The 25697-nt window shown below is 63.9% G+C and carries 26 protein-coding genes and 1 other RNA gene; 20 read left to right on the top strand and 7 right to left on the bottom strand.

The genetic code is table 11. The features are described from left to right. Positions 1 to 361: 361 nt before the first annotated feature. Positions 362 to 1738, top strand: a complete 1377-nt coding sequence (locus tag BGI51_RS03085; RefSeq protein ID WP_133861336.1) for an OprD family porin — start codon at positions 362 to 364, stop codon at positions 1736 to 1738. Between the two features lie 60 nt (positions 1739 to 1798). On the opposite strand, the gene aguA is transcribed toward BGI51_RS03085, so the two are convergent. Beyond that, on the bottom strand, positions 1799 to 2896 hold the full coding sequence (gene aguA / locus BGI51_RS03080) for an agmatine deiminase (RefSeq protein ID WP_187980269.1): 1098 nt from the start codon (positions 2894 to 2896) through the stop codon (positions 1799 to 1801). Positions 2897 to 3038: 142 nt separating this feature from the next. Next, positions 3039 to 4415: a glutamine synthetase family protein gene (locus BGI51_RS03075; RefSeq protein WP_133861334.1), complete on the bottom strand. Its 1377-nt coding sequence runs from the start codon at positions 4413 to 4415 to the stop codon at positions 3039 to 3041. Positions 4416 to 4821: 406 nt separating this feature from the next. Here BGI51_RS03075 and BGI51_RS03070 point away from each other — a divergent pair, with 406 nt between their 5' ends. The 9 genes from BGI51_RS03070 (at position 4822) to BGI51_RS03030 (ending at position 14686) form a co-directional block, all read left to right on the top strand. Next, the gene (locus BGI51_RS03070) at positions 4822 to 5571 is read left to right on the top strand and encodes a gamma-glutamyl-gamma-aminobutyrate hydrolase family protein (protein ID WP_187980268.1); all 750 of its coding nucleotides are present in this window, start codon (positions 4822 to 4824) and stop codon (positions 5569 to 5571) included. 34 nt (positions 5572 to 5605) lie between these two features. Then, positions 5606 to 6964, top strand: a complete 1359-nt coding sequence (locus tag BGI51_RS03065) for a glutamine synthetase family protein (protein WP_133861332.1) — start codon at positions 5606 to 5608, stop codon at positions 6962 to 6964. A 22-nt stretch (positions 6965 to 6986) separates the two neighbouring features. Next, entirely contained in the window at positions 6987 to 8345 is a 1359-nt protein-coding gene (locus BGI51_RS03060) for an aspartate aminotransferase family protein (protein WP_187980267.1), read from the top strand. 105 nt (positions 8346 to 8450) lie between these two features. Then, the gene (locus BGI51_RS03055) at positions 8451 to 9548 is read left to right on the top strand and encodes a polyamine ABC transporter substrate-binding protein (protein WP_133861330.1); all 1098 of its coding nucleotides are present in this window, start codon (positions 8451 to 8453) and stop codon (positions 9546 to 9548) included. A 149-nt stretch (positions 9549 to 9697) separates the two neighbouring features. Further along, the gene (locus tag BGI51_RS03050; protein ID WP_169853377.1) at positions 9698 to 10756 is read left to right on the top strand and encodes a polyamine ABC transporter substrate-binding protein; all 1059 of its coding nucleotides are present in this window, start codon (positions 9698 to 9700) and stop codon (positions 10754 to 10756) included. 55 nt (positions 10757 to 10811) lie between these two features. Beyond that, a complete protein-coding gene (potA, locus tag BGI51_RS03045; protein ID WP_133861329.1) occupies positions 10812 to 11966 on the top strand; it encodes a polyamine ABC transporter ATP-binding protein in 1155 nt (384 codons plus the stop codon). After that, positions 11963 to 12871, top strand: coding sequence for an ABC transporter permease subunit (locus BGI51_RS03040; RefSeq protein WP_133861328.1), 909 nt, complete (start codon positions 11963 to 11965; stop codon positions 12869 to 12871). Before potA ends, BGI51_RS03040 begins: the two co-directional genes overlap by 4 nt. Next, positions 12868 to 13764 carry an ABC transporter permease subunit gene (locus tag BGI51_RS03035; RefSeq protein WP_133861327.1) on the top strand — a complete coding sequence of 299 codons (897 nt, stop codon included), beginning with the start codon at positions 12868 to 12870 and terminating at the stop codon, positions 13762 to 13764. Before BGI51_RS03040 ends, BGI51_RS03035 begins: the two co-directional genes overlap by 4 nt. Before the next feature lie 127 nt (positions 13765 to 13891). After that, positions 13892 to 14686 (top strand): thymidylate synthase, encoded by a 795-nt coding sequence (locus tag BGI51_RS03030; protein ID WP_158891792.1) that lies wholly within the window; start codon positions 13892 to 13894, stop codon positions 14684 to 14686. Positions 14687 to 14703: 17 nt separating this feature from the next. On the opposite strand, the gene BGI51_RS03025 is transcribed toward BGI51_RS03030, so the two are convergent. The 3 genes from BGI51_RS03025 to BGI51_RS03015 all read right to left on the bottom strand — a co-directional run bounded on the left by BGI51_RS03025 (position 14704) and on the right by BGI51_RS03015 (position 16517). Further along, positions 14704 to 15198 carry a gluconokinase gene (locus BGI51_RS03025; RefSeq protein ID WP_187980266.1) on the bottom strand — a complete coding sequence of 165 codons (495 nt, stop codon included), beginning with the start codon at positions 15196 to 15198 and terminating at the stop codon, positions 14704 to 14706. A 41-nt stretch (positions 15199 to 15239) separates the two neighbouring features. Next, positions 15240 to 16103, bottom strand: a complete 864-nt coding sequence (locus BGI51_RS03020; RefSeq protein ID WP_187980265.1) for an EamA family transporter — start codon at positions 16101 to 16103, stop codon at positions 15240 to 15242. Between the two features lie 69 nt (positions 16104 to 16172). Beyond that, positions 16173 to 16517 carry a hypothetical protein gene (locus BGI51_RS03015; protein WP_133861323.1) on the bottom strand — a complete coding sequence of 115 codons (345 nt, stop codon included), beginning with the start codon at positions 16515 to 16517 and terminating at the stop codon, positions 16173 to 16175. A 229-nt stretch (positions 16518 to 16746) separates the two neighbouring features. Between BGI51_RS03015 and BGI51_RS03010 the strand changes: the two genes are divergently transcribed. The 8 genes from BGI51_RS03010 to BGI51_RS02975 all read left to right on the top strand — a co-directional run bounded on the left by BGI51_RS03010 (position 16747) and on the right by BGI51_RS02975 (position 23214). After that, the gene (locus BGI51_RS03010) at positions 16747 to 19191 is read left to right on the top strand and encodes a Lon protease family protein (protein WP_187980264.1); all 2445 of its coding nucleotides are present in this window, start codon (positions 16747 to 16749) and stop codon (positions 19189 to 19191) included. 161 nt (positions 19192 to 19352) lie between these two features. Then, positions 19353 to 19694 (top strand): hypothetical protein, encoded by a 342-nt coding sequence (locus BGI51_RS03005; RefSeq protein ID WP_007160783.1) that lies wholly within the window; start codon positions 19353 to 19355, stop codon positions 19692 to 19694. Between the two features lie 80 nt (positions 19695 to 19774). Next, a complete protein-coding gene (locus BGI51_RS03000) occupies positions 19775 to 20263 on the top strand; it encodes a TIGR00645 family protein (protein ID WP_133861321.1) in 489 nt (162 codons plus the stop codon). Between the two features lie 147 nt (positions 20264 to 20410). After that, positions 20411 to 20716, top strand: coding sequence for a DUF6482 family protein (locus BGI51_RS02995; protein ID WP_133861320.1), 306 nt, complete (start codon positions 20411 to 20413; stop codon positions 20714 to 20716). Beyond that, positions 20713 to 22263 carry a cryptochrome/photolyase family protein gene (locus BGI51_RS02990; protein WP_187980263.1) on the top strand — a complete coding sequence of 517 codons (1551 nt, stop codon included), beginning with the start codon at positions 20713 to 20715 and terminating at the stop codon, positions 22261 to 22263. Before BGI51_RS02995 ends, BGI51_RS02990 begins: the two co-directional genes overlap by 4 nt. Continuing rightward, a complete protein-coding gene (locus BGI51_RS02985) occupies positions 22260 to 22418 on the top strand; it encodes a DUF2256 domain-containing protein (protein ID WP_133861318.1) in 159 nt (52 codons plus the stop codon). Before BGI51_RS02990 ends, BGI51_RS02985 begins: the two co-directional genes overlap by 4 nt. 41 nt (positions 22419 to 22459) lie before the next feature. Further along, positions 22460 to 23077: an FKBP-type peptidyl-prolyl cis-trans isomerase gene (locus BGI51_RS02980; protein WP_187980262.1), complete on the top strand. Its 618-nt coding sequence runs from the start codon at positions 22460 to 22462 to the stop codon at positions 23075 to 23077. A gap of 61 nt (positions 23078 to 23138) precedes the next feature. Beyond that, positions 23139 to 23214, top strand: a non-coding RNA gene (locus BGI51_RS02975) — sX9 sRNA. A 12-nt stretch (positions 23215 to 23226) separates the two neighbouring features. Here BGI51_RS02975 and BGI51_RS02970 read toward each other — a convergent pair. Together BGI51_RS02970 and BGI51_RS02965 are read right to left on the bottom strand one after the other, a co-directional pair. Next, on the bottom strand, positions 23227 to 23481 hold the full coding sequence (locus tag BGI51_RS02970; protein WP_007160789.1) for a PA4570 family protein: 255 nt from the start codon (positions 23479 to 23481) through the stop codon (positions 23227 to 23229). A 137-nt stretch (positions 23482 to 23618) separates the two neighbouring features. Beyond that, positions 23619 to 24593: a polyprenyl synthetase family protein gene (locus tag BGI51_RS02965; RefSeq protein WP_133861316.1), complete on the bottom strand. Its 975-nt coding sequence runs from the start codon at positions 24591 to 24593 to the stop codon at positions 23619 to 23621. 400 nt (positions 24594 to 24993) lie between these two features. Here BGI51_RS02965 and rplU point away from each other — a divergent pair, with 400 nt between their 5' ends. Together rplU and rpmA are read left to right on the top strand one after the other, a co-directional pair. Further along, complete coding sequence (gene rplU / locus BGI51_RS02960) at positions 24994 to 25308, top strand: 50S ribosomal protein L21 (protein WP_007160791.1); 315 nt, start codon at positions 24994 to 24996, stop codon at positions 25306 to 25308. 26 nt (positions 25309 to 25334) lie between these two features. Next, positions 25335 to 25595, top strand: coding sequence for a 50S ribosomal protein L27 (gene rpmA, locus BGI51_RS02955; protein WP_007160792.1), 261 nt, complete (start codon positions 25335 to 25337; stop codon positions 25593 to 25595). The last annotated feature ends 102 nt before the right edge of the window (positions 25596 to 25697 follow it).

Genomic DNA, 25697 nt, shown 5'->3' with positions numbered 1-25697 from the left:
CAGGGTGTATCGCTTTGGATGGCGTCTTCTCGGGGAAAGGCGAGCCTTGCCATCGGCGTAGGCGGCGCAGGTTCCCTTGGGCCATGACCGAACAGTCAGAGCGGAAGACCACAGGGCGGGTTTTCAGCCAGGTATCGCTAGACGAAATGCTTTTTTGCAATTAGCTTTCGCAACGTGGAAGAGGGTGGCAGGGGACCTGTGCTTGAAGTCGCAAATTAAAAGTCGACCAGGCCCGGGATAATTCTCCAAATTGAAATAAAAGCCCTCTAGCTTTCCCTTCCGCACGGCCCGTCGGGCATACCACCAGCAGGCGCTGACACCTCTGGTGGCCGCATAACAACGATTCACCCCTGGAGCACTCATGGTCAAGAAGCCACTGGTGGTCGCGGTCTCCGCGGCCTGTCTGAACCTGTCCCTCATTGCCGCCGCCCACGCTGCCGGCTTCGTCGAAGACAGCAAAGCTACCCTCAGTCTGCGTAACTTCTACATCAACACAGACAACCGCAACGGTACGGCCAATCCTTCCCGCGTGATGGATTGGGGCCAGGGCTTCATGCTGAACTACCAGTCGGGCTTCACCCAGGGCACCGTTGGCTTCGGCGTCGATGCGGTCGGCATGCTGGGCCTGCGTCTGGACAGCGGTGGCAAGGCCAACGGCGGTACCGGTGGCAGCGTGCAGAACGGCACCATGTTCCCGCGCGATACCGATAACAGCGCTGTAGACGAGTTCAGCAGCCTGGGCGCTACCGCCAAGATGAAGATCTCCGAAACCGAGTTCCGCTACGGCACCCTGATGCCGAAGCTGCCGGTTGTGGTCTCGAACGACGGTCGTCTGCTGCCACAGACCTACCAGGGTGCTCAGATCACGTCCAAAGACATCAAGGATGTGACCCTGACCGCCGGCCAGCTCGAGCGTGCCAAGAACCGTAACTCCACCGACGAAGACGATCTGTCCATCGCCGGTTCCAACGGTGCTGCGAATGCCGCCCTGCGTCGCAACAGCGACCATTTCCGCTTCGTCGGTGCCGATTACAAGGTCACCAAAGACCTGACCCTGCAGTACTACTTCGGTCAGCTGGAAGACTTCTACAACCAGCACTTCCTGGGTCTGGTGCACAGCGTCAAGCTGGGCGACGGTACCTTCAAGACCGACCTGCGCTATTTCGATAGCAACAGCCAGGGCGAGAACCGCAAGGCCGACAGCACCGGTCTCTACGTGTCCAGTGGCTACTACGGTGGTACCCGTACTACTGGCGAGATCGACAACCGCCTCTACAGCGGCCTGTTCACCTACTCGATCTACGGCCACACCTTTGGTCTGGGCTATCAGGGCAGCAACGGCAACAGCGCCTTCCCCTACCTGAACGAGAACGGTGGCGCTTCGACCTATGCCATCACCGATATTCAGATCAACAACTTCACCCGTTCCGGCGAAGACACTTGGCAGGCTCGCTACTCCTATGACTTCGCTCAGCTGGGCGTCAAGGGTCTGACCGCTGGCGTCATCTATCAGCGCGGTGACAACATCCGTACCCGTACTGGCGACGCCATGGAATGGGAACGCGACCTGACCGTCAGCTACGTGATCCCGGAAGGCCAGCTGAAAGGTCTGGGCTTCACCTGGCGTAACGCCATGCTGCGTTCCGACCTGCCGGCCGTTTCCCAAGCCGGTGTGCCGGGCCAGCGCGACGTCGACGAAAACCGTCTGATCGTCAGCTACACCCTGCCGCTGCTCTAAGCCGCGCTCAGGTCAGAAAAAAGCCCGTCGCAAGACGGGCTTTTTCGTTTCCGCCGGAAATCAGCGACCAGTCGGCTGCTGCTGGGTGATGCAGTGGATGTTGCCACCGCCGAGCAGGATCTCGCGGCCGGGAACCTGTACCACCTCGTGCTCCGGGAAGCAGGCCTGCAGCGTACGCAGGGCCTCGTCGTCCTCGGGAACGCCAAAGGTCGGGGCGATGATGCCGCCGTTGACGATGAGGAAGTTGACGTAGGAGGCGGCCAGCCGCTCACCGGCCCGGCGTGGCTGGGTGCCGAGGCAGGCATCCACGTCGCGGCATTCGTCTTCGCTGGCGAACAGCGGACCCGGGGTGACGATGCGATGCACCTTGAAGGTGCGACCACGGGCATCGGTTTCGCGCTCCAGCACGGCCAGGGCCTCGCGGCAGCGGCCGTAGTTGGGGTCGGCCTGATCGTCGCACCAGCTCAGCAGCACCTCGCCCGGACGCACGTAGCAGCAGAAATTGTCCACGTGGCCGTTGGTTTCATCGTTGTACAGGCCGTGGGCCAGCCAGATGACCTTGTCCACCGCCAGGTAGTCGCTCAGGTAGCGCTCGATCGCTTCGCGATCCAGGTGCGGATTGCGATTGGCGTTGAGCAGGCATTCCTCGGTGGTGATCAGGGTGCCTTCGCCATCGACGTGGATGGAGCCGCCTTCAAGGACGAAGTCCGGGGTGCGATAGCCCGGCAGATTCTCGATCGCGAGGATCTTGCCGGCGACCTGGTCATCCCGCTGCCAGGGGAAGTAGAGGCCGCCATCCAAGCCGCCCCAGGCATTGAAGCTCCAGTCCACACCGCGCACGCCACCCTGACCGTCGCTGACGAAGGTCGGGCCGGTATCGCGGCACCAGGCGTCGTCATTGCTGATTTCCACCACCCGGATGTTCGGGTGCTGCAGGCGGGCACGGGCATTTTCGTACTGACTCGCCGAGGCGCCGATGGTCACCGGCTCGAAACGGGCAATGGCCTGGGCGACTGCAGTGAAGGCGGCCTGGGCGGGCTTGCCGCCCAGGCGCCAATTGTCCGGGCGCTCGGGCCAGACCATCCAGATCTGGCGCTGGTCGGCCCATTCGGCCGGCATGTGGAAGCCGTCGGCACGCGGCGTGGTAAGGGTGGTCATGGCGAAGCTCTCCGTCCAGAGTCGTCGTTGGCTGAGAAGGGGGAAAGGCCGGCAGGGGGCCGCGGGCGTGAACACGCGCAGGACTCCGGCGGTACCGCAGAACAGCTGCCGACCGGTGCAGGACCGGTCGGCAGGCAGATCCCTACACGGTGTGCAGGTACCAGTTGTACTCGAGGTCGGAGATGGAGTGCTCGAATTCCTCCAGCTCGTGCTCCTTGCAGGCGACGAAGATGTCGATGTACTTCGGGTCGATGTACTCCGCCATCACCGAGCTGTCGTCCAAGTAGCGCAAGGCATCGCGCAGGTTGTTCGGCAGGCTCTGCTCGTGCTGTTCGTAGGAGTTGCCCTCGGTGACCGGGCCGGGTTCGATCTGCCGGGTCAGGCCATGGTGCACGCCGGCCAGGACGCCGGCCAGCAGCAGGTAGGGGTTGGCGTCGGCGCCGGCTACCCGATGCTCGATGCGGTGCGCCTCCGGCGTGCCGGTGGGAACGCGCAGGGCGGTGGTGCGGTTGTCCAGGCCCCAGCTCGGCGCATTGGGCACGAAGAACTGCGAGCCGAAGCGGCGATAGCTGTTCACGTTGGGGCAGAGGAAGGCCATGCAGGCGGGTAGGGTCTCGAGCACACCGCCGATGGCATGACGCAATGCGGCGTTCTGCTCGGGATCCTCGCCAGCGAAGATGTTGCGGCCGTCCTTGTCCAGCAGGGAAATATGGACGTGCAGGCCGTTGCCCGCCTGGCCCGGGTAGGGCTTGGCCATGAAGGTGGTGTCCATCTCATGGTCATAGGCGACGTTCTTGATCAGGCGCTTGAGCAGCACGGCGTAGTCGCAGGCCTTGATCGGGTCGGCAACGTGATTGAGGTTGACCTCGAATTGCGCCGGAGCCGATTCGGCGACGATGGCGTCGGCCGGAATGCCCTGGGCGCGAGCGCCGTCGATGATGTCCTGCAGGCAGTCCGCATACTCGTCCAGATCGTCCATGGAATAGACCTGGACCGACTGGGGACGCTTGCCGGAAATGGGCGAACGCGGCGGTTGCGGGCGGCCGTTGATGTTCTCCTGATCGATCAGATAGAACTCCAGCTCGAAGGCGGCGCAGACGGTGAGTCCGAGCTCGTCGAAACGCTGGACGACCTGGCGCAGGACCTCGCGGGGATCGGCGAAGAAGGGCTCGCCTTCCATCTCGTGCATGGTCATCAGCAGCTGCGCGGTGGGGCGCTTCTGCCAGGGTTCCATGGAGAGGGTGTCGGTGATGGGGAAGCAGACGCGGTCGGCGTCGCCGATGTCGAGCCCGAGACCGGTGCTTTCGACGGTGGAGCCGGTGATGTCGAGGGCGAACAGCGAAGCGGGGAGGTTGATTCCTTTCTCGAAGACTTTGGGCAGATTGGTGCGCTCGATGCGTTTGCCACGCACCACGCCATTCATATCCGCAATCAGAAGATCGACGAACTGGACCTCAGGATGTTCCCTGAGGAAGTCGGTCGCTTCATCCAAACGAACGGCACGCGGGGGTACCGACATGATGAAACACCTTTGCTTTTGGCTGCGCTCGACAAAACGGTTAGCGCCTGATGCGCCTGTTTGCCCAGTGGGCCAACCGCAGTGAGGGCACGAGTGCCCGCTGTCGATCCGACAGCGACCTGAGAGTACGGTCTCGCCTGCGCTCCGACGCTTTGTCAGCGCCCCTGTTAAAAATATCAATCAGCGGAGTTACCACCCTGGAGTCAATCCGAAAGGCGGACCAAAGTCAACTGGAGGCAACCCTGCTCAGGGGTGGTGCGCAGGTGCCTGTTTTTGGCGCATTCGGCGGGGCTGGAACGCCTCTGTTTCGCCGCTTCTGTGCAGAATCTCGAAACTTTTTGCCGGTGGTTGTGAAAAATAACGAACAAGACTAGGCTCGGATGATTCCTGTTCAACCCGGTGTCCCATGTCCGCGCTGCCCCTCATAGGTGTCACAGCCTGTACCAGGCAACTTGGCCTGCATCCCTTTCACATCGCCGGTGACAAGTATCTGCGCGCGGTGGTGGAGGGCGCCGAGGGCATGCCACTGGTGATTCCGGCGCTGGCCGATCTCATCGCCACCGAGGCCCTGCTCGAGCGCCTGGACGGTCTGCTGTTCACCGGTTCGCCATCCAACGTCGAGCCCCATCATTACCAGGGCACGCCCAGCGAGCCCGGCACCCTGCACGACGCGGCCCGCGATGCCGTGACCCTGCCGCTGCTGCGCGCCGCCGTGGCGGCCGGGGTGCCGGTGCTGGGCATCTGCCGCGGCTTCCAGGAAATGAACGTGGCCTTTGGCGGCAGCCTGCATCAGAAGGTGCACGAGGTCGGCTCGCTCATGGACCACCGCGAACGCGGCGAGACCCTGGAAGAGCACTATGGCCTGCACCATCCGGTCGAGGTCCAGGCCGGTGGCCTGTTCGAGTCCCTGGAGCTGCCGGCACGCTTCGACGTGAATTCCATCCATGGCCAGGGTATCGATCGCCTGGCACCGGGATTGCGCGCCGAGGCCCTGGCGCCCGACGGCCTGATCGAGGCCGTCTCGGTCCGCGAAGCCCGCACCTTTGCCTGTGGCGTGCAGTGGCACCCGGAATGGAAGGTGCGCAGTCACCCGGTCCATCTCGCCTTGTTCAAGGCGTTTGGCAAGGCCTGCAAGGCGCGCGCTGCCGAACGCTGATGCTGTTCATCCCGCTCGAACCTTCGAGGTCTTTATGAGCACCCCGCTTGACCGGCTCACCGCCTGGTTGAAAGAACGCAAGATCACTGAAGTGGAATGCCTGGTCGCCGATCTGACCGGTATCGCCCGCGGCAAGATTTCCCCCACCGCCAAGTTCCTCAACGAAAAGGGCATGCGCCTGCCGGAGAGCGTGCTGCTGCAGAGCGTGACGGGGGACTATGTCGACGACGACATCTACTACGAGTTGCTCGATCCGGCCGACATCGACATGCACTGCCGGCCGGACGATCGCGCGGTGTTCCTGGTGCCCTGGGCACTGGAACCCACAGCCCTGGTGATCCACGACACCTACGACAAGCGCGGCATCCCCATCGAGCTGTCGCCGCGCAACCTGCTCAAGAAGGTGCTCAAGCTCTATGCCGAGCACGGCTGGCAGCCCATCGTCGCGCCGGAAATGGAGTTCTACCTGACCAAGCGCAGCGACGATCCCGACTATCCGCTGCAGCCGCCGGTAGGCCGCTCCGGGCGCCAGGAAACCGGGCGCCAGTCCTTTTCCATCGATGCGGCCAACGAATTCGATCCGCTGTTCGAAGACATGTACGACTGGTGCGAGGCCCAGGCACTGGATCTGGATACCCTGATCCACGAGGAAGGCACCGCGCAGATGGAGATCAACTTCCGTCACGGCGATCCGCTGCACCTGGCCGACCAGATCTTCGTCTTCAAGCGCACCCTGCGCGAGGCAGCGCTCAAGCACAACGTCACCGCCACCTTCATGGCCAAGCCCATGACCGGTGAGCCCGGCAGCGCCATGCACCTGCACCAGAGCGTGGTGGATCTGAAGACCGGTAAGACGGTGTTTTCCAACCCCGATGGCAGCATGAGCGAACTCTTCCTGCACCACATCGGTGGCCTGCAGAAATACATTCCCGAGGCGCTGCCGCTGTTCGCGCCCAACGTGAATTCCTTCCGCCGCTTCCTGCCCGACACCTCGGCGCCGGTCAACGTCGAGTGGGGCGAGGAGAACCGCACCGTGGGTCTGCGCGTGCCGGATTCCGATCCGCAGAATCGCCGGGTGGAGAACCGCCTGGCCGGCGCCGATGCCAATCCCTATCTGGCCCTGGCGGCCAGCCTGCTGTGTGGCTATCTGGGCATGATCGAGAATGTCTCGCCCAGTGCCCCGGTACAGGGGCGCGGCTACGAGCGTCGCAACCTGCGCCTGCCGCTGACCCTGGAAGCCGCCCTGGAGCGCATGGAGCAGTCGGCCACCCTGGAGCGTTATCTGGGGAGTCGCTTCACCCGCGGCTACGTCGCGGTGAAGCGCGCCGAACATGAGAATTACAAGCGCGTGATCAGTTCCTGGGAGCGGGAATTCCTGCTGCTCAGCGTCTGACCGCGATTCAAGGAGAGGCTTCGTGACTACCTTTACCACCGCCCATTGGCAGGACCTGAGTCGCCGGCACCTGTTGGCGCCCTTCACCGACTATCGCCAGCTCAACGAGAAGGGCGCGCGCATCATCACCCGCGCCGAGGGGGTGCACCTCTGGGACAGCGAGGGCCAGCGCATCCTCGACGGCATGGCCGGACTCTGGTGCGTCAACGTCGGCTACGGTCGTGAAGAACTGGTCGAGGCGGCCAGCCGCCAAATGCGCGAACTGCCCTATTACAACCTGTTCTTCCAGACCGCCCATCCACCCGTACTGGAGCTGGCCAAGGCCATCGCCGAGCTGGCACCGGAGGGCATGAACCACGTGTTCTTCACCGGCTCCGGCTCGGAGGCCAACGACACCGTGCTGCGCCTGGTGCGCCATTACTGGGCAACCAAGGGCCAGCCGGAGAAGCGCGTGGTCATCGGCCGCTGGAATGGCTACCACGGCTCGACCCTGGCCGGTGCCAGCCTGGGTGGCATGGCGGCGATGCACGAGCAGGGCGGCCTGCTGCCCGACATCGTGCATATCCCGCAGCCCTACTGGTTCGGCGAGGGCGGCGAGATGAGTCCGGAGGAATTCGGCGTCTGGGCGGCCGATCAGCTGGAGCGGAAAATCCTGGAGGTCGGCGAGGAGCGCGTCGCCGCCTTTATCGCCGAGCCCATCCAGGGCGCCGGCGGGGTGATCATTCCACCGGAAAGCTACTGGCCGCGGGTCCGCCAGATCCTCGACAAGTACGACATCCTCTTCATCGCCGACGAGGTCATCTGCGGCTTCGGCCGCACCGGCGAATGGTTCGGCAGCCAGTACTACGGCAATGCTCCGGACCTCATGCCCATCGCCAAGGGTCTCACCTCCGGCTATGTGCCCATGGGCGGCGTGGTGGTGCGTGACGAAGTGGTCAGGGTGCTCGACGAGGGCGGCGAGTTCTATCACGGCTTCACCTATTCCGGGCATCCGGTGGCCGCGGCCGTGGCCCTGGAAAACATCCGCATCCTGCGCGACGAAGGCATCGTCGACCGGGTTCGCAGCACCACGGCACCCTATTTGCAGAAACGCTGGGCGGAGCTGGCCGACCATCCGCTGGTGGGCGAGACCCGGGGTGTCGGCATGGTGGCGGCGCTGGAGCTGGTGCGCGACAAGAAGACGCGGGCGCGGTACGAGGGTGGGGCGGGCATGCTCTGTCGCGAGCACTGCTTCCGCAATGGTCTGGTGATGCGCGCGGTGGGCGATACCATGATCATCGCGCCGCCGCTGGTGATCACGCCGGAGTCCATCGACGAACTGGTCACCCTGGCGCGGCTGAGCCTCGATCAGACCCATGAGCTGCTGCGCCAGCGTGGCTAATGGCCGCCAAGGCTTGAGCCTGGCGGCGGACCTTGCCAGACTGCGCGCGGGCGCTGGCCGCGCGCCGAATCAAAAGACCAACGATGACTTGAGGAGCACCACCGCATGAATGTTTTTGGCAAGACTCTTCTAGCGCTGAGCCTGGCCGGCCTCTTTGCCGGTAACGCCTCGGCGGACCCCAAGGTCCTGCACGTCTACAACTGGAACGACTACATTGCCGAAGACACCATCGCCAACTTCGAGAAGGAGTCGGGGATCAAGGTGGTCTATGACGTCTACGACAGCAACGAGACCCTCGAAGCCAAGCTGCTCGCCGGCCGTTCCGGCTACGACGTGGTGGTGCCGTCCAACTCCTTCCTGGCCAAGCAGATCAAGGCCGGCGTCTACCAGCCGCTGGACAAGTCCAAGTTGCCCAATTACAGCAACCTGGATCCGCAGCTGATGAAGACCCTGGAGGTCAGCGATCCGGGCAACCAGTACGCCATCCCCTACCTCTGGGGCACCATCGGCATCGGCTACAACCCGGCCAAGGTCAAGGCCGCCCTGGGCGACAACGCCCCGGTGGATTCCTGGGACCTGATCTTCAAGCCCGAGAACCTTTCCAAGCTCAAGGGCTGCGGCGTGGCCGTGCTGGATTCGCCCACCGAGATCATTCCCGCCGGTCTGCACTACCTCGGCTACAAGCCGGATAGCCAGGATCCCAAGGAGATCAAGGCGGCCGAGGAGCTGTTCCTCAAGGTGCGTCCGTACATCACCTACTTCCACAGCTCCAAGTACATCTCGGACCTGGCCAACGGCAACGTCTGTGTGGCGGTCGGCTATTCCGGCGACATCGCCCAGGCCAAGGCCCGCGCGGCCGACGCCAAGAACGGCGTGACCGTGGCCTACAACATTCCCAAGGAAGGCGCCGGCACCTTCTTCGACACCATGGCCATTCCCAAGGATGCCGAGAATCCCGAGGGCGCGCTGAAGTTCATCAACTACATCATGGAGCCCAAGGTGATCGCGGCGGTCAGCGACTACGTGCAGTATCCCAACGGCAACAAGGAGGCGACGCCGCTCGTAGCTGAAGCGATCCGCACCAACCCGGGGATCTATCCGACCCAGGAAACCATGACCAAGCTGTACGCCTTCCCGGATCTTCCGGCCAAGACCCAGCGTCTGATGACCCGTACCTGGACCACCATCAAGTCCGGCAAGTGAGTTCGGTCGCCGCGTGCGACTGAAAGGACGGCACGCCGGAGTCACTCCGGCGTGCCGTACGTCTGTATGGACCGCTGAAAGGGTGTCGCCGCCGATGCCCACCATGAAAGGAGCCGCCCGTGCTTTCGTTGCGTAAAACCCTGCTGGCCATGACTACCCTGACCGTCATGGGAACTGCCGTCGCCGAGCCGACGGTACGCGTCTACAACTGGAGCGATTACGTCGGCGAGACCACGCTCGAGGATTTCCAGAAGGCCACCGGCATCACGCCGGTCTATGACGTCTTCGATTCCAACGAAACCCTCGAAGGCAAGCTCCTGGCCGGCCACACCGGCTATGACGTGGTGGTGCCCTCGAGCAACTTCCTGGCCAAGCAGATCAAGGCGGGCGCCTTCCAGAAACTGGACAAGAGCCAGCTGCCGAACTGGCAGAATCTCGATCCGGCGCTGCTCAAGCAGCTGGAAAAGAGCGATCCGGGTAACCAATACGGCGTTCCCTACCTGTGGGGCACCAACGGCATCGGGTACAATGTCGACAAGGTCAAGGCCGCGCTGGGCACCGACAAGCTCGATTCCTGGGCCATCCTGTTCGAACCCGAGAACCTCAAGAAACTGAGCAAGTGCGGCGTCTCCTTCATGGATTCGCCCGATGAGGTCTATCCGGCAGTCCTGCAATACCTGGGACTCGACCCCAACAGCACCAATCCCGACGACTACAAGAAGGCCGAGGCCCAGCTGCTCAAGGTGCGGCCATACATCACCTATTTCCATTCCTCCAAGTACATCTCGGATCTGGCCAACGGCAACATCTGCGTGGCCTTCGGCTATTCCGGCGATGTCTTTCAGGCGCGTTCGCGTGCCGAGGAAGCGAAGAAGGGCGTCAACATCGGCTACGCGATTCCCAAGGAGGGCGCGAACCTCTGGTTCGACCTCCTGGCCATCCCCAAGGATGCCAAGAACGTGAAGGAGGCCCATGCCTTCATCAACTATCTGCTGCAGCCCGAGGTCATCGCCAAGGTCAGTGACTATGTCGGCTACGCCAACCCCAATCCGAAGGCGGGCGAGCTGATGAATGCCGAGCTGCGGCAGGACGAGACGGTCTATCCGCCACAGGCGGTGATGGACAAGCTGTACGTCATGAAGGAGCTGCCCCCGCAACTCCTGCGCCTGGAAACCCGCAGCTGGACGCGGGTCAAGTCCGGCAAATAACCAACGCTAAAGCGGACCGGTCCGACCGGTCCCCGATTTTCCTGGGGAGATGTACATGGCGACTGCCACCAGTGCCTTCAAGAAAGCCGCCACCGGCGACAAGAAAGCCAAGGAAGTCCTGGTCAAGATCGACCGGGTCACCAAGAAGTTCGACGAAACCGTCGCTGTCGACGACGTCTCCCTGACCATCAACAAGGGCGAGATCTTCGCCCTGCTCGGCGGCTCGGGTTCGGGCAAGTCGACCCTGCTGCGCATGCTGGCCGGTTTCGAGCGACCCAGCGAGGGGCGCATCTTCCTCGATGGCGTGGACATCACCGACATGCCGCCCTACGAGCGGCCGATCAACATGATGTTCCAGTCCTATGCGCTGTTCCCGCACATGAGCGTGGAGCAGAACATCGCCTTCGGTCTCAAGCAGGACAAGCTGCCCAAGGCCGAGATCGACGCCCGCGTGGCCGAGATGCTCAAGCTGGTGCACATGACCCAGTACGCCAAGCGCAAGCCGCACCAGCTCTCCGGTGGCCAGCGCCAGCGGGTGGCCCTGGCGCGCTCCCTGGCCAAGCGGCCCAAGCTGCTGCTGCTCGACGAACCCATGGGCGCTCTGGACAAGAAGCTGCGCTCGCAGATGCAGCTGGAACTGGTGGAGATCATCGAGCGCGTGGGCGTGACCTGCGTGATGGTGACCCACGACCAGGAAGAGGCCATGACCATGGCCGAGCGCATCGCCATCATGCACCTGGGCTGGATCGCCCAGGTGGGCAGCCCCATGGACATCTACGAGACCCCGGCGAGCCGGCTGGTCTGCGAGTTCATCGGCAGCGTCAACGTCTTCGACGGCGAGCTGACCGACGACGGTGCCGACCACGCCATCATCCACAGTCCGCAACTGGAGCGACCGATCTACATCGGTCACGGCATCAGCACCCGCGCCCAGGAAAAGCAGGTCACCTTCGCCCTGCGCCCCGAGAAACTGCTGATGGGCACCAGCCTGCCGGCGGATCACGAGCATCCCGACTACAACTGGTGCAGCGGCACCGTGCACGATATCGCCTACCTGGGCGGGCACTCGGTCTATCACGTCAAGCTGGGCACCGGCCCCATCGTCCAGTGCTTCATCGCCAATGCCGAGCGCCTCGGCAAGCGACCCACCTGGGATGACGCCGTGGTGGTGTACTGGGAAGACGACAGCGGCGTGGTACTGCAAGCATGACCAGACCTCCCTTGCTCAAGCGCCTGCTCGATGGCCGCCGCCTGACCATCGGCGTGCCCTTCGTGTGGCTGTTCCTGTTCTTCCTGCTGCCGTTCCTGATCGTGCTCAAGATCAGCTTCTCGGTCGCGGACGTGGCCATTCCGCCCTATACCGAGCTGTTCACCTACGCCGATCAGCAACTGGATATCGCGCTCAACTTCGGCAACTACCTGATGTTCGCCGACGATCCGCTGTATCTGGACGCCTACCTCGGCTCGCTGAAGATGGCCGGCATCAGCACCCTGATCTGTCTGCTGATCGGCTATCCCATGGCCTACGCCATCGCCCGGGCCAGTCGCGAGAAGCAGACGGTGCTGCTGCTGCTGATCATGATGCCGACCTGGACCGCCATCCTCATCCGCGTCTATGCCTGGATGGGGCTGCTGTCCACCAACGGCCTGATCAACAGCTTCCTGATGAATCTGGGGATCATCAGCAGTCCGCTGCAGATGCTCAACACCAATTTCGCGGTGTACCTGGGGATCGTCTATTCCTATCTGCCGTTCATGATCCTGCCGCTGTTCGCCAATCTGGTGAAGCATGACCTGACCCTGCTGGAAGCCGCTGGCGACCTGGGTGCCAGTCGCTTCACCAGCTTCTGGAGGATCACCGTGCCGCTGTCCAAGAACGGCATCATCGCCGGCTGCATGCTGGTGTTCATTCCGGCGGTGGGCGAGTTCGTCATTCCCGAGCTGCTGGGTGGCCCGGAGACCCTGATGATCGGCCGCGTGCTCTGGCAGGAATTCTTCAACAACCGTGACTGGCCGGTGGCCTCGGCCCTGGCGGTGGTGATGCTGGTGATCCTCATCGTGCCCATCGTGCTGTTCAACAGAAACCAAGCCAAGGAACTGGAGGGCAAGCTATGAAAGGCCTCAAGTTCACCAACCTGATGCTGGTGCTCGGGCTGCTGTTCATCTACCTGCCGATGGTCATCCTGGTCATCTACTCCTTCAACGAGTCGCGGCTGGTGACCGTCTGGGGCGGCTGGTCGGTGAAGTGGTACGTCGGCCTGCTGGACAATACCCAGCTGATGAGCGCGGTGTTCCGCTCGCTGGAGATCGCCTTCTACACGGCCATCTCTTCGGTGATCCTCGGCACCCTGGCGGCCTTCGTGCTGACCCGCATCCCGCGCTTCCGCGGCCGCACCGTCTTCGGCGGCATGGTCACGGCGCCGCTGGTGATGCCCGAGGTGATCACCGGTCTGTCGCTGCTGCTGCTGTTCGTCTCCATGGCGCAACTGATCGGCTGGCCGCAGGACCGCGGCGTGACCACCATCTGGATCGCCCACACCAGCTTCTGCTCCTCCTATGTGGCGGTGGTGGTCTCCTCGCGCCTGCGCGAACTGGACCTGTCCATCGAGGAGGCGGCCATGGACCTGGGCGCCCGGCCGTGGAAGGTGTTCCTGCTGATCACCATTCCCATGATCGCGCCCTCGCTGGCGGCGGGCGGCATGATGTCCTTCGCCCTGTCGCTGGACGACCTGGTGCTGGCGAGCTTCGTCTCGGGCCCCGGCTCGACCACCCTGCCCATGGAGGTGTTCTCCGCGGTGCGTCTGGGCGTGAAGCCGGAAATCAACGCCATCGCCAGCCTGATCCTCCTGGCGGTCTCGCTGTTCACCTTCTTCGCCTGGTACTTCACCCGCCGCGCCGAGAAGAAGCGCCTGCAGGGCCTGCAGGAAGCCATGGACGCCACGGCCTCGGAGATTACCCGGCGCGAACGCGAAACGGCGACCCTCATGGCGCCGCCGGCCAACAGCTGAGGATTGATGGAAAAGGCGGCCTCAGGGCCGCTTTTTTGTGTCCGATGGTCAGGGCTGCGACAAGCGCGACCGCTCTCGCGAGGCGCGATTTGATACCATTTGCCTTTTGCCAGGTAGCGCTCCCGCCATGAAACAGTACCTCGACCTGATGCGCCACGTGCGCGAACACGGCACCTTCAAGAGCGACCGCACCGGCACCGGGACCTACAGCGTCTTCGGCTACCAGATGAGATTCGATCTGGCCGAGGGCTTTCCCCTGGTCACCACCAAGAAGTGCCATCTGCGATCCATCATCCACGAGCTGCTGTGGTTCCTGCAGGGCGAGACCAACATCCGTTACCTCAAGGACAACGGCGTGTCCATCTGGGACGAGTGGGCCGACGAGAACGGCGAGCTGGGCCCGGTCTATGGCTACCAGTGGCGCAGCTGGCCGGCACCGGACGGTCGCCATATCGACCAGATCGCCGGGGTGGTGGACATGATCCGCGCCAAGCCCGACTCGCGGCGGCTGATCGTCTCGGCCTGGAATCCGGCGCTGGTGGACGAGATGGCGCTGCCACCCTGCCATGCGCTGTTCCAGTTCTATGTCGCCGATGGCCGGCTGAGCTGCCAGCTGTATCAGCGTTCCGCGGACATTTTCCTCGGCGTGCCCTTCAACATCGCCAGCTACGCGCTGCTGACCCTGATGGTGGCCCAGGTCACCGGACTGCAACCGGGCGAATTCATCTGGACCGGCGGTGATTGCCATCTCTATGCCAATCACCTGGAGCAGACCGATCTGCAGCTGACCCGCGAACCGCTGCCGCTGCCGACCATGAAGCTCAATCCGGCGGTCACGGACCTGTTCGCCTTCCGCTTCGAGGATTTCGAACTGGCAGGCTACCAGGCCCATCCGCACATCAAGGCGCCGGTCGCGGTCTGAGCCGGCGGCCGCCGCGCTCAGGCGCCGTTGCCGTGCTCAAGCACCTCGTCCACCAACTGGTCGGGCGCCTTGCGTACGTCCAGCACCTGGGCTTCCAGGTGATCCGGCGCCTCCAGGGTGTCGAGCTGGCTCTGCAGGAGCTTGGGATCGAAGAAATGCCCGCGGCGACTGCCAATGCGCTCGGCCAGCAGCTCGGGTGAGCCCTTGAGGAACAGCAGCCGGACGCCTTCCAGGCCGTTCAGCAGGCGATCGCGATAGACCTTCTTCAGCGCCGAGCAGGCGAACACCCGCGTGGTGCCTTCGGCCTGCGCCTGCTGCATGGCGTCGTGGATGGCATCCAGCCAGGGCCAGCGATCCTCGTCGGTGAGGGCGATGCCCTTGGCCATCTTGTCCTTGTTGGCCTGGCTGTGAAAGGTGTCGGCATCGTCGAAACGGCAGTCCAGCCGGCTGGCCAGGAGTTCGCCCAGGGTGGTCTTGCCACTGCCCGAAACGCCCATTATCAGATAGATCATCGTCGTCGCTCCGCGTGAGGATTCGCCTCGCTATAGAGTGTCTAGAGTGGCGTTTGCTCCGGGGTCAGGCGGCTGCTCCAGGTGGCGCCGATGGACGCGGCGATGATGCAGGCAAGGGCGAACCACTGGGCGACGCCCAGGATCTCGCCGAGGAATACCCAGCCGGAAAGGGCGCCCAGCGCCGGTTCCAGACTCATCAGGGTGCCGAAGGTGGCGGCCGGCAGGCGGGTCAGGACGACCATTTCCAGGGCATAGGGAATGGCCGTGGACATCAGCGCCAGGGCCAGCGCCAGCGGCCAGATTTCCGGTTGCAAGAGATTGCTGCCGCTGTGGACGATGCCGATGGGCAGCACGACCAGGGCGGCGATGGTCGCGCCGAAAGCCACCGTGCCGGTACCGTGAACCGCGCCGGCGCGCTTGCCCAGGACGATGTAGATCGCCCAGCAGGCGCCAGCCCCCAGGGCCAGGGTGGTGCCCAGCGGATCCAGTGCCGAGGCGTTGTGGCCGAAGGGCAGGAGCACGGCCAGGCCGGCCACCACCAGCACGATCCACAGCAGGTCCAGCCAGCGGCGCAGGGCGCACAGCGCCACCACCAGCGGACCGACGAATTCCAGGCCGACGGCGATGCCGATCGGCAGCCGCTGCATGGCCAGGTAGATGGTCAGGTTCATCACGCCCATGGCGACGCCATAGCCCAGCAGGCTGCCCAGCGCCGCGCGGCGGAAGTTGCGCCAGGGGCGCAGCACGATCAGCAGGACGAGAGCCGCGAAGATCAGCCGCAGGGTGGTGACGCCCACCGGATCGAGACGCAGGAACAGGGTCTTGGCCAGGCTGGCGCTGGTCTGGATCGAGGTCATGGCGACCAGCAGCAGGGCGACGGCAAACAGCGGAGAGCGGGCAGACATCGGCAGGGCTCGACTAGCGGGCCCGCCAGCATAGGTCATCCGGTCAGGGTCGCAAGGTTGGCTGCGACCTCAACGTGTTCTCGAGCGCTGCAGCAGCGATTCGGCGCTTTCGCGATTTTCCCGGACCTGCTCGATGAAGCGCTGCTGCTCTTCGCGCTGGGCCACCTGCACGCATTGCGCGTAGCCCGCGTCCCACCCCTGCTGGTAGGGCTTTTCCGCGGCGAAGCGACGGGCGTCCTTGTGCTCGTAACCGATGCCATTGACCGCCTGTTTGCCGGTCTGGCAACCGTCGCTGAAGCCATCGGCATAGGCCGGGGGATAGCCCTTGGCGATCAACTGGTCGTGGTAACTGGTGCAGGCCGCGAGACTGGCCAGCAGGATGAACAGCGAGGCGAGACGACGAGAGACAGCCATGGGAGCCTCCTCACGGGATACTACGTCTGATCCCTATGGAGAAAGCTTAGTTGGCGCCTGGTGAGAATTTCGTCAAAAAACGCCTGGGTTGAAAAATACCGACGGACGTCATGGCAAGCCCCTCGAACCGCTGCGCTTAAATACGCGGCGGAGCGCCGCTTGCCTTGCTTCGGCTGTCATCCCGGTCGCAGAATGCGGGCACTGCTTGCATGCCTGACAAGGACTTACGATGCACGATCCCGTCGCAGCCGGTCTCCGGCTCGCCCCTGATGAGCTGACCCGCCCCTTCGCCCCCGAACAGTTTTCCTTCGCCGATACCGATCAGCTCGAGCCCTTTCGCGGCATCCTGGGTCAGGAGCGCGCGGTGGAAGCCCTGCAGTTCGGCGTGGCCATGCCGCGGCCCGGCTACAACGTCTTTGTCATGGGCGAGCCGGGCACCGGTCGTTTCTCCTTCGTCCAGCGCTATCTCAAGGCCGAAGCCAAGCGCCAGCCGACGCCCAACGACTGGGTGTACCTGAATCACTTCGAAGAGCCCCGGGCGCCAAGCGTGCTGGAGCTGCCTCCCGGCGAGGGCGAGGCCTTCGTGGCCGACATGGCCCATTTCATCGACAACCTGCTGGCCACCTTTCCGGCGGTATTCGAGCATCCGGCCTTCCAGCAGAAGAAGAGCGCCATCGAGCGCGCCTTCAACCAGCGCTATGACCAGGCGCTGGACGTGGTGGAAAAGCTCGCCCTGGAAAAGGAAATCGCCCTCTACCGCGACGCCAACAATGTCGCCTTCACCCCGATGAAGGAAGGCAAGGCGCTGGATGAAGCCGACTTCGCCCAGTTGCCCGAGGCCGAGCGGGAGCGGTTCCACGCCGACATCTCCAGCCTGGAAGAGCGTCTCAACGAAGAGCTGGCCAGCCTGCCGCAGTGGCGCCGGGAATCGAGCAACCAGCTGCGTGCCCTGAACGAAGACACCATCATCCAGGCGCTGCAACCGCTGCTGGCGCCGCTGTCGGAAAAGTACAACGACAACCCCGGGGTCTGCGCCTATCTGCAGGCGATGCAGGTGGACCTGCTCAAGACGGTGGTCGAGCAACTGGCCGACGACGCCAAGCCCGACATGCAGCGGCGCAAGGAGCTGCGCGAGCAATACGAGCCCAATCTGATCATCGGCCACCACGTCACCGGTGGTGCCCCGGTGGTGTTCGAGTCCCACCCGACCTACGACAACCTCTTCGGTCGCATCGAGTACCAGTCCGATCAGGGCGCGCTCTACACCAACTACCGCCAGCTGCGCCCCGGCGCGCTGCACCGCGCCAATGGCGGCTTCCTCATCGTCGAGGCGGACAAGCTGCTGACCGAGCCCTTCGTCTGGGACGCCCTCAAGCGCGCCCTGCATTCGCGTCAGCTGAAGATGGAATCGCCGCTGGCCGAGCTGGGTCGGCTCACCGCCATGAGCCTGGCGCCGCAGCAGATCCCGCTGCAGCTCAAGGTCATCATCATCGGCTCGCGCAACATCTACTACACCCTGCAGGAGCTGGATTCGGACTTCCAGGAGATGTTCCGGGTGCTGGTGGACTTCGACGAGGAGCTGCCACTGCGCGATGAGAGCCTCGAGCAGTTCGCCCAGTTGCTCAAGACGCGCACCTCGGAAGAGGGCATGGCGCCCCTGACCTCGGCGGCCGTAGCGCGGCTGGCCACCTACAGCGCGCGGCTGGCCGAGCACCAGGGCCGGTTGTCGGCGCGTATCGGCGATCTGTTCCAGCTGGTCAGCGAAGCCGACTTCATCCGCCACCTGGCCGGCGACGAGCGTACCGACAAGGGCCATGTCGAGCGTGCACTCAAGGCCAAGGAAACCCGCACCGGTCGCGTCTGCGCCCGGGTGCTGGACGACATGCTGACCGGACTCATCCTCATCGACACCCAGGGCGCCGCGGTGGGCAAGTGCAACGGCCTCACCGTGCTGGAGGTGGCCGATTCCGCCTTCGGCATGCCGGCGCGCATCTCCGCCACGGTCTACCCGGGCGCCAGTGGCATCCTCGACATCGAGCGCGAGGTCAGCCTCGGACAACCCATCCACTCCAAGGGCGTGATGATCCTGACCGGCTACCTGGGCAGTCGCTATGCCCAGGAATTCCCGCTGTCGATCTCGGCCAGCATCGCCCTGGAGCAGTCCTATGGCTATGTCGATGGTGACAGCGCCTCCCTCGGCGAGGCCTGCACCCTGATCTCCGCGCTGTCCCGCACGCCGCTCAAGCAGTGCTTCGCCATTACCGGCTCCATCAACCAGTTCGGCGAGGTGCAACCGGTCGGCGGGGTGAACGAGAAGATCGAGGGCTTCTTCCGCCTCTGTCAGGCCCGCGGTCTGACCGGCGAGCAGGGCGTGATCATCCCGCGCGCCAACGTCACCAACCTGATGCTCGACGAGACCGTGCTGGCAGCGGTGCGCGAGGGGCTGTTCCATGTCTATGCCGTGCGCCAGGCGGACGAGGCTCTGTCGCTGCTGGTGGGCGAGCCCGCCGGGGCACCGGATGCCAAGGGTCGCTTCCCGGACGGCAGCGTCAATGCGCGCGTGGTACAGCGTCTCAAGGAAATCGCCGAGCTCGAGCTGGAAGATGAACTGGCCGACAAACTCAGTGATAACTCCAAGGCAAAAGGGAAAAACAACGAAGCGCAGGAGAACTGAGCTCCAGGGGGCAGGTCGGATTTTGTACAAGGCGTCGCAGCCCAAGTAGCACGGCGCCCAGACCCGCTTGCCCCCTGTTGACCAACAGGGTTGTCCACAGCCTTTGTGGATACCTCTGGCCTAGGAACGGCGAGCATTGAGCGCTTCGAGAGGATGACGCCATGTCCCGCACCATTACCCTGATCCGTCCCTGCCTGGGCCTCGTCACCCGTATCGAATGCGAAATCAAGCCGCTCGGTCAGGAACAGGGCCTCTGGACCCTGTTGTGCGCCGCCGGCCTGAATGGCCAGCAGCCCACCGCAATCAAGGCCCAGGGGCCTTTCCACGGTCCCAAGGCGGCCGAAGGCGTCATGACCGCCATCGCCGAAAACCTGGTGGAACAGGGCTATATCCAGGTCGAAGAGACCCAGATCTGGCGCCTGCACATGCAGAGCGAGCTGCGCAAGATGAACGGCGAACGTGCCCACCAGCAGGTGCGTTTCCAGGTCGGCCCCGACGCCTGAGTCAGGTACAACCTGCCGCATTGGTCCGCCCGCACCGCCCCGGTATACTCGCCCGGCCCTGGTAATCCGAGCGAGTCTGCATGGAACGTCTGATCGAAAAAGCCCTTTACGCCTCCCGCTGGCTGCTGGCCCCCATCTATCTGGGGTTGTCCCTGGCGTTGGTCCTGCTGGCGCTCAAGTTCTTTCAGGAAGTCTTCCACGTCCTGCCGCACATCTTCCAATCCACCGAAGCCGAACTGATCCTGCTGGTCCTGTCGCTTATCGACATGGCGCTGGTGGGTGGCCTGCTGGTCATGGTGATGATCTCCGGCTACGAGAATTTCGTCTCCCAGCTGGACATCGATGAAGGCTCGGAAAAGCTCAGCTGGCTGGGCAAGATGGATTCGGGCTCGCTGAAGAACAAAGTGGCTGCCTCCATCGTCGCCATCTCCTCGATCCACCTGCTGCGCATCTTCATGGATGCCCAGAACACCAATCCCGAATACCTCAAGTGGTACGTGATCATCCATCTGGTGTTCGTGGTCTCGGCCTTCGCCATGGGCTATCTGGATCGGCTGACCAAGCACTGACGGGCCGGGCGGCCACTTGTCCGCCGCCGGCAGCTTTCGTTTACGCTTTGTGGATTGCGCCGCTGCGCTTGCTTGTCCTAGGTTGTCGAATGCTCACAGCTGCCGATCGATACCAACCCTGGCGTCGATCGCGACCCGGAGGTTTCCATGCAATTGCCGGAATTGACCCAGCGCGCCCAGGCCGGCGAGGTCCGTGAACTCAATCTGCTGTCCATCGAGGGCGGCTTCTATGTGCTCGAGGTGCTCACCCAGGACGGTCGCACGCGGCTGACCGGCCGGGATGGCCACTTCTACCGCCTGGGCTCCGCTGCCCAGGCCCGCCGTCTGCTGGCCGACCTGCCGCCGCTGCCGTGCTTTCTCATCCAGCACAGCGCCTATGACGAGATGGTCGGCATGGCGCCACGCTCCTCGGAACCCCTGAAGATCCCGCTGAACTACCGGAACGCCTCTTGAGCAACGGCGCCGTCCGGCGCCTGCTGCCGATCCTTGGCGATCAGTTGTCGCCCCGGCTGGCCTCCCTGCGTAATGCCGATCCCGTGCAAGACGTGCTGCTGCTCGCCGAGGTCCAGGAAGAAACCAGCTACGTCCCGCACCATCCGCGCAAGATCGCCCTGATCTTCAGCGCCATGCGCCACTTCGCCAGCGAGATGCGCACGCATGGCTTCCAGGTCCATTACCGCACCCTGAATGACCCGGACAACCAGAGCTCGCTGCCGGCCGAGATCGCTTTCTGGGCGAAGAGGACGGGCGCGTGCGAGGTTCATCTGACCGAAACCGGCGAATGGCGTCTGGAACAGGCCTTGCGGGGTCTCGCTCTGGCGGTGCCTGTGCAGTGGCACGGCGACGACCGATTCCTCTGCAGCCGCGGCGCCTTCGCCCGCTGGGCCGGGGCCCGCACCGAGTTGCGCATGGAGGCCTTCTACCGCGGCATGCGCAGACGACACGGCTGGTTGATGGAAGGGGAGGATGAACCCTGTGGCGGGGTCTGGAATCTGGACAGGGACAATCGCAAGGCCCTGCCCAGGCACCATTCTGTCCCCGAGCCCTTCAGCTGTCCGCCCGATGCCTGTACCCGGGAAGTGCTCGACCTGGTCGGGCAGCGCTTCGCCCATCACTATGGCCGGCTGGAGGGCTTCGACTATCCGGTGACCCGTACCGATGCCGAGCGCCTCTGGCAGCATTTCCTCGCGTCGGGTCTGCGCGACTTCGGCCGCTACCAGGACGCCATGGCCCATGGCGAGCCCTATCTGCATCACGCGCGGATCAGCGCGGCACTCAATATCGGGCTGCTGGACCTGCGTCAGCTCTGCGCCGACGTGGACGCCGCCTATCGCGAGGGCAGGGTGCCGCTCAACAGCGCCGAGGGTTTTCTGCGTCAACTGATCGGTTGGCGGGAGTACGTCCATGGCGTCTACTGGCTGCGCATGCCCGACTACCGGGAGCTCAATGTGCTGGGCAATAGCCGGGCGCTACCGGAGTTCTACTGGACCGGGACGACCCGCATGGCCTGCATGCGCGAAGCCATCGGCCAGACCCTGGCGCTGGGTTACGCCCACCATATCCAGCGGCTGATGGTCACCGGCAACTTCGCCCTGCTGGCCGGCATCGCGCCCCAGGCCATCGGCGAGTGGTACCTGGCGGTCTATCTGGATGCCTTCGAGTGGGTCGAGCTGCCCAACACCCAGGCCATGGTAATGCACGCGGACGGTGGCTATCTGGCGAGCAAGCCCTATTGCGCCAGCGGCCAGTACATCCGTCGCCAGTCCGACTATTGCAAGGGCTGCCACTATCAGGTCGGCGAGGCGCTGGGCGAGCGGGCCTGCCCCTTCAATGCCCTCTACTGGCATTTCCTGATCCGCCATCGCGGGCGCTTCGCCGACTATCCGCGCATGCTCAATCTCTATCGCAATCTCGATCGTCAGACGCCCGAACGGCAACAGGCGCTGTGGCAGCGGGGCGAGGCACTGCTGGCACGTCTCGACGCAGGAGAATCCCTATGAAGAAGGCCGATCTGCCCACCAAGCTCTGTCCGGTCTGCCAACGGCCCTTCACCTGGCGCAAGAAGTGGGAGCGCGACTGGGACGAGGTGCGCTACTGCTCCGAGCGCTGTCGCCGGCAGCGTGGCAGCCTGGGCGGCGGCGAGTCGAGTCGCTGATGTGCTAGGCTCGGCTCCTTTTTGACGATGGAAAGGCTGCAATGAACGACATTCTGCTCGACACCGACGAAGCCCGCGTCAGCTATGGCATCGGCCGCCAATTGGGCGATCAGCTGCGCCAGAATCCGGTCCCCGGCATGCAGCTGGCAGCCGTGCTCGCCGGTCTCAACGAGGCCTTCGACGGCCAGGAGTCCCGGGTGGACGTCGAGTCGCTGAACGCCAGCTTCCGGGTCATCCGCGAGCGCATGCAGGCGGAAGCCCAGATCAAGGCCGCCGCGGCCGCCCAGGAAGGCGTCGACTACCTGAAGGCCAATGCCGAGCGCCCTGGCGTCGTGGTGCTGCCGTCCGGTCTGCAATACGAGGTGCTCACCCAGGGTGAAGGCGCTACGCCGACTCGCGAAGACCAGGTGCGTACCCACTACCACGGCACCCTCATCGACGGCAGCGTGTTCGACAGCTCCTACCAGCGCGGCCAGCCGGCCGAGTTTCCGGTGGGCGGCGTGATCGCCGGCTGGACCGAAGCCCTGCAACTGATGCCTGCCGGCAGCAAGTGGCGCCTGCATGTGCCCAGTGAACTGGCCTATGGCGCCCAGGGCGTCGGCGGCATCCCGCCGCACAGCGTGCTGGTGTTCGACGTGGAGCTGCTCGACGTCCTTTAAGAGCGACCAACAAAACTACTGCGCGTCCGCCAGGCGGGTGCGTGCCGTGCTCGAAATCCTCATGTACCACTTGTACATTGCGGTTTCTGCGCTCCGCGCGCACCCGCCTAACAACCGCTCGCTACGTTCTGTTGGCCACTCTCCGGCCTTCAGCAGTCCAGCCGCAGCGCCTCGTTGTCCGGGCGCAGCGCCAAGGCGTAGCTGAACAGGAAGACCTGGCGGATCTGCTCCTTCACCACCCGCGGTTCGCTGGAGGTGAGGCTGTGCAGGTCCAGCTCGCCCAGGTCCTTGAGTTCTTCCAGGGCCGTCTCGTCCAGTTCCGCGCAGACCTTGCCGGTTTCCCGGTTGAGGATGCGCAGATAGGGGTGCGGCCGGTCCAGCCAGGCGTCGATCAGATAAGTCATGGCAAGAGCTCCTGCTGTGCTATTTATGAGAATAATTCTTATTCGCTAAATAGCAAGCCGATTACCTGACTTTTTTAGTAGGACATGAAAAAGCCCGCAGTCTGGCGACGGCGGGCCTGGTCAGTCGACGGCAGGCCTCAGTGGGTACGGGCCACCGAGAAGCGACCCAGGTCGGCGAGCGCGTCGCGATATTCGCTGGCGGGCAGGGCATCCAGGCAGGCGATGGCCCGCTCGGCGAATTCCTGCGCCTTGCGCGCGGTATAGTCGAGGGCGCCGGCGGCTTCGACGGCGGCGCGCACGCCTTCCAGATCCTGGCTGCCGCCCTGGCGGATCGCCTGGCGTACCAGTGCGGCCTGTTCGGCAGTGCCTTCGCGCATGGTCACGATCAGCGGCAGGGTCGGTTTGCCTTCGGCCAGGTCGTCACCGACGTTCTTGCCCAGGGCCACGGCGTCGCCCTGGTAGTCGAGCAGGTCGTCGACCAGCTGGAAGGCCACGCCCAGATGATCGCCATAGCGGCGCAGGGCGTCCGCCTGTTCGGCGCTGGCGTCGGCCAGGATCGCCGCACTGTGGGTGGAGGCCTCGAAGAGCATGGCGGTCTTGCCGCGAATGACCTCCATGTAGATCTCTTCGGTGGTGCTGGCGTCGCGGATCTTCGACAGCTGCAGCACCTCGCCCTCGGCGATGACGCGAGTGGCCTGGGAGATGATGCGCATCACCTCCATGGAGCCCAGCGCCACCATCATCTCGAAGGAGCGGGCATAGAGGAAGTCGCCGACCAGCACGCTGGGGGCATTGCCCCAGAGGGCGTTGGCGGTGGAGCGGCCGCGGCGCATCCCCGAGGCATCGACGACATCGTCGTGCAGCAGGGTGGAGGTGTGCAGGAATTCGATGGTCGCCGCCAGCAGCTGCAGATCGTGGTCGGCGCGCCCGAGCGCCTTGCCGGCCAGCAGGACCAGCAGCGGACGCAGGCGTTTGCCGCCCGCGGAGACGATGTAGTCGCCAATCTTCTCGACCAGCGGCACGCGCGAGGTCAGCTGCTGGCGGATGATGCCGTCTACGGCGGCGAAATCGTCCGTCACCACGCGATAGAAGGACTGGGATTGCTGCGTCATTGAGAGGTGTCCACTGGAGGTCCGGGCAATATTCAGGCGGCCGGATGGCGCATGACCGCCAGACTATGCCCTAGGGACCGGCACGAGTGCCATGCCCAGGGATTGCCATCGCGCTCCCGCGGCTCGCCGCTCCTGCCGATTCGGCTGGGCACCGGCCCGGCATGGCCGCTGAACGAGGTTGCGCGGCATGCTAGGGGTGGGGTGGGGGGCTGTCAAGGCGCGGGCGGACGGCTCTTGCCTCCTGGCCCGGGCTTGCGTAGAATCGCGGGCCCTGAACATTCCTAGGGTTAACCCCCTGTCTTACGCAATTGCGCGGCGGTCCTTCCGGTCCCGTGCAGCCATGCCGGTCGACGATACCTCCTATAAAGCACCGGGTGAGCAGGTTTAACGGAGATTTACCATGTCCTACGCAGTTATCGTTACCGGTGGCAAGCAATACAAGGTCGCCGAAGGCGAATACCTGAAGGTCGAGAAGCTCGACATCGCCACCGGTGAAACCGTCACCTTCGACCAGGTTCTGCTGGTTGGCAACGGTGACGACGTCAAGATCGGTCTGCCGGTCGTTGATGGTGCCAAAGTGACCGCCGAAGTGACCGCCCAGGGCCGTCACGACAAGGTCACCATCATCAAATTCCGTCGTCGTAAGCATCACATGAAGCGTCAGGGCCACCGTCAGTGGTTCACCGAAATCAAGATCACTGGCATCCAGGCCTGATCTCGCCTCTAACGGAGAATTGACTCATGGCACACAAAAAAGCGGGTGGTTCTACTCGTAACGGTCGCGATTCCGAAAGCAAACGCCTTGGCGTGAAGCTGTACGGCGGCCAGGTCGTCAAGGCCGGCAACATCATCGTGCGTCAGCGCGGCACCCAGTACCATGCCGGTTACGGCGTGGGCCTCGGAAAGGATCACACCCTGTTCGCGAAAGTGGACGGCGTGATCAAGTTCGACGTGAAGGGCGCCTTTGGCCGTCGTTACGTGAGCATCGTCGCCGCCGCCTAAGGCCCGTGACGAAAGAAAAGCCCTGTCTACCCGACGGGGCTTTTTCGTTTGTAGTTAAGCTATTTCCCTTGTAGTTAAGCTATTTCCTTGTTTGCAGCGGCC

Origin of the sequence: Pseudomonas oryzihabitans (assembly GCF_014522265.1) — a bacterium.
GTDB lineage: Bacteria > Pseudomonadota > Gammaproteobacteria > Pseudomonadales > Pseudomonadaceae > Chryseomonas > Chryseomonas aestiva.
Note: the sequence above shows the minus strand (reverse complement) of the source record. Positions and strands in the feature narration are given on the sequence as shown.

What these genes read in the sequence shown, in the direction of transcription:
- BGI51_RS03005 (WP_007160783.1), top strand. Translation starts at nt 19,353, where the DNA reads ATGTCCCGCACCATTACCCTGATCCGTCCCTGCCTGGGCCTCGTCACC.
- BGI51_RS03065 (WP_133861332.1), top strand. Translation starts at nt 5,606, where the DNA reads ATGAGCACCCCGCTTGACCGGCTCACCGCCTGGTTGAAAGAACGCAAG.
- BGI51_RS03010 (WP_187980264.1), top strand. Translation starts at nt 16,747, where the DNA reads ATGCACGATCCCGTCGCAGCCGGTCTCCGGCTCGCCCCTGATGAGCTG.
- BGI51_RS03035 (WP_133861327.1), top strand. Translation starts at nt 12,868, where the DNA reads ATGAAAGGCCTCAAGTTCACCAACCTGATGCTGGTGCTCGGGCTGCTG.
- BGI51_RS03085 (WP_133861336.1), top strand. Translation starts at nt 362, where the DNA reads ATGGTCAAGAAGCCACTGGTGGTCGCGGTCTCCGCGGCCTGTCTGAAC.
- BGI51_RS03075 (WP_133861334.1), bottom strand. Translation starts at nt 4,415, where the DNA reads ATGTCGGTACCCCCGCGTGCCGTTCGTTTGGATGAAGCGACCGACTTC.
- BGI51_RS02985 (WP_133861318.1), top strand. Translation starts at nt 22,260, where the DNA reads ATGAAGAAGGCCGATCTGCCCACCAAGCTCTGTCCGGTCTGCCAACGG.
- BGI51_RS03050 (WP_169853377.1), top strand. Translation starts at nt 9,698, where the DNA reads ATGACTACCCTGACCGTCATGGGAACTGCCGTCGCCGAGCCGACGGTA.
- BGI51_RS02965 (WP_133861316.1), bottom strand. Translation starts at nt 24,593, where the DNA reads ATGACGCAGCAATCCCAGTCCTTCTATCGCGTGGTGACGGACGATTTC.
- BGI51_RS02995 (WP_133861320.1), top strand. Translation starts at nt 20,411, where the DNA reads ATGCAATTGCCGGAATTGACCCAGCGCGCCCAGGCCGGCGAGGTCCGT.
- potA (WP_133861329.1), top strand. Translation starts at nt 10,812, where the DNA reads ATGGCGACTGCCACCAGTGCCTTCAAGAAAGCCGCCACCGGCGACAAG.
- rplU (WP_007160791.1), top strand. Translation starts at nt 24,994, where the DNA reads ATGTCCTACGCAGTTATCGTTACCGGTGGCAAGCAATACAAGGTCGCC.
- BGI51_RS02980 (WP_187980262.1), top strand. Translation starts at nt 22,460, where the DNA reads ATGAACGACATTCTGCTCGACACCGACGAAGCCCGCGTCAGCTATGGC.
- BGI51_RS03070 (WP_187980268.1), top strand. Translation starts at nt 4,822, where the DNA reads ATGTCCGCGCTGCCCCTCATAGGTGTCACAGCCTGTACCAGGCAACTT.
- BGI51_RS03025 (WP_187980266.1), bottom strand. Translation starts at nt 15,198, where the DNA reads ATGATCTATCTGATAATGGGCGTTTCGGGCAGTGGCAAGACCACCCTG.
- BGI51_RS03030 (WP_158891792.1), top strand. Translation starts at nt 13,892, where the DNA reads ATGAAACAGTACCTCGACCTGATGCGCCACGTGCGCGAACACGGCACC.
- BGI51_RS03020 (WP_187980265.1), bottom strand. Translation starts at nt 16,103, where the DNA reads ATGTCTGCCCGCTCTCCGCTGTTTGCCGTCGCCCTGCTGCTGGTCGCC.
- aguA (WP_187980269.1), bottom strand. Translation starts at nt 2,896, where the DNA reads ATGACCACCCTTACCACGCCGCGTGCCGACGGCTTCCACATGCCGGCC.
- BGI51_RS03015 (WP_133861323.1), bottom strand. Translation starts at nt 16,517, where the DNA reads ATGGCTGTCTCTCGTCGTCTCGCCTCGCTGTTCATCCTGCTGGCCAGT.
- BGI51_RS03000 (WP_133861321.1), top strand. Translation starts at nt 19,775, where the DNA reads ATGGAACGTCTGATCGAAAAAGCCCTTTACGCCTCCCGCTGGCTGCTG.
- BGI51_RS03040 (WP_133861328.1), top strand. Translation starts at nt 11,963, where the DNA reads ATGACCAGACCTCCCTTGCTCAAGCGCCTGCTCGATGGCCGCCGCCTG.
- BGI51_RS03055 (WP_133861330.1), top strand. Translation starts at nt 8,451, where the DNA reads ATGAATGTTTTTGGCAAGACTCTTCTAGCGCTGAGCCTGGCCGGCCTC.
- BGI51_RS02970 (WP_007160789.1), bottom strand. Translation starts at nt 23,481, where the DNA reads ATGACTTATCTGATCGACGCCTGGCTGGACCGGCCGCACCCCTATCTG.
- rpmA (WP_007160792.1), top strand. Translation starts at nt 25,335, where the DNA reads ATGGCACACAAAAAAGCGGGTGGTTCTACTCGTAACGGTCGCGATTCC.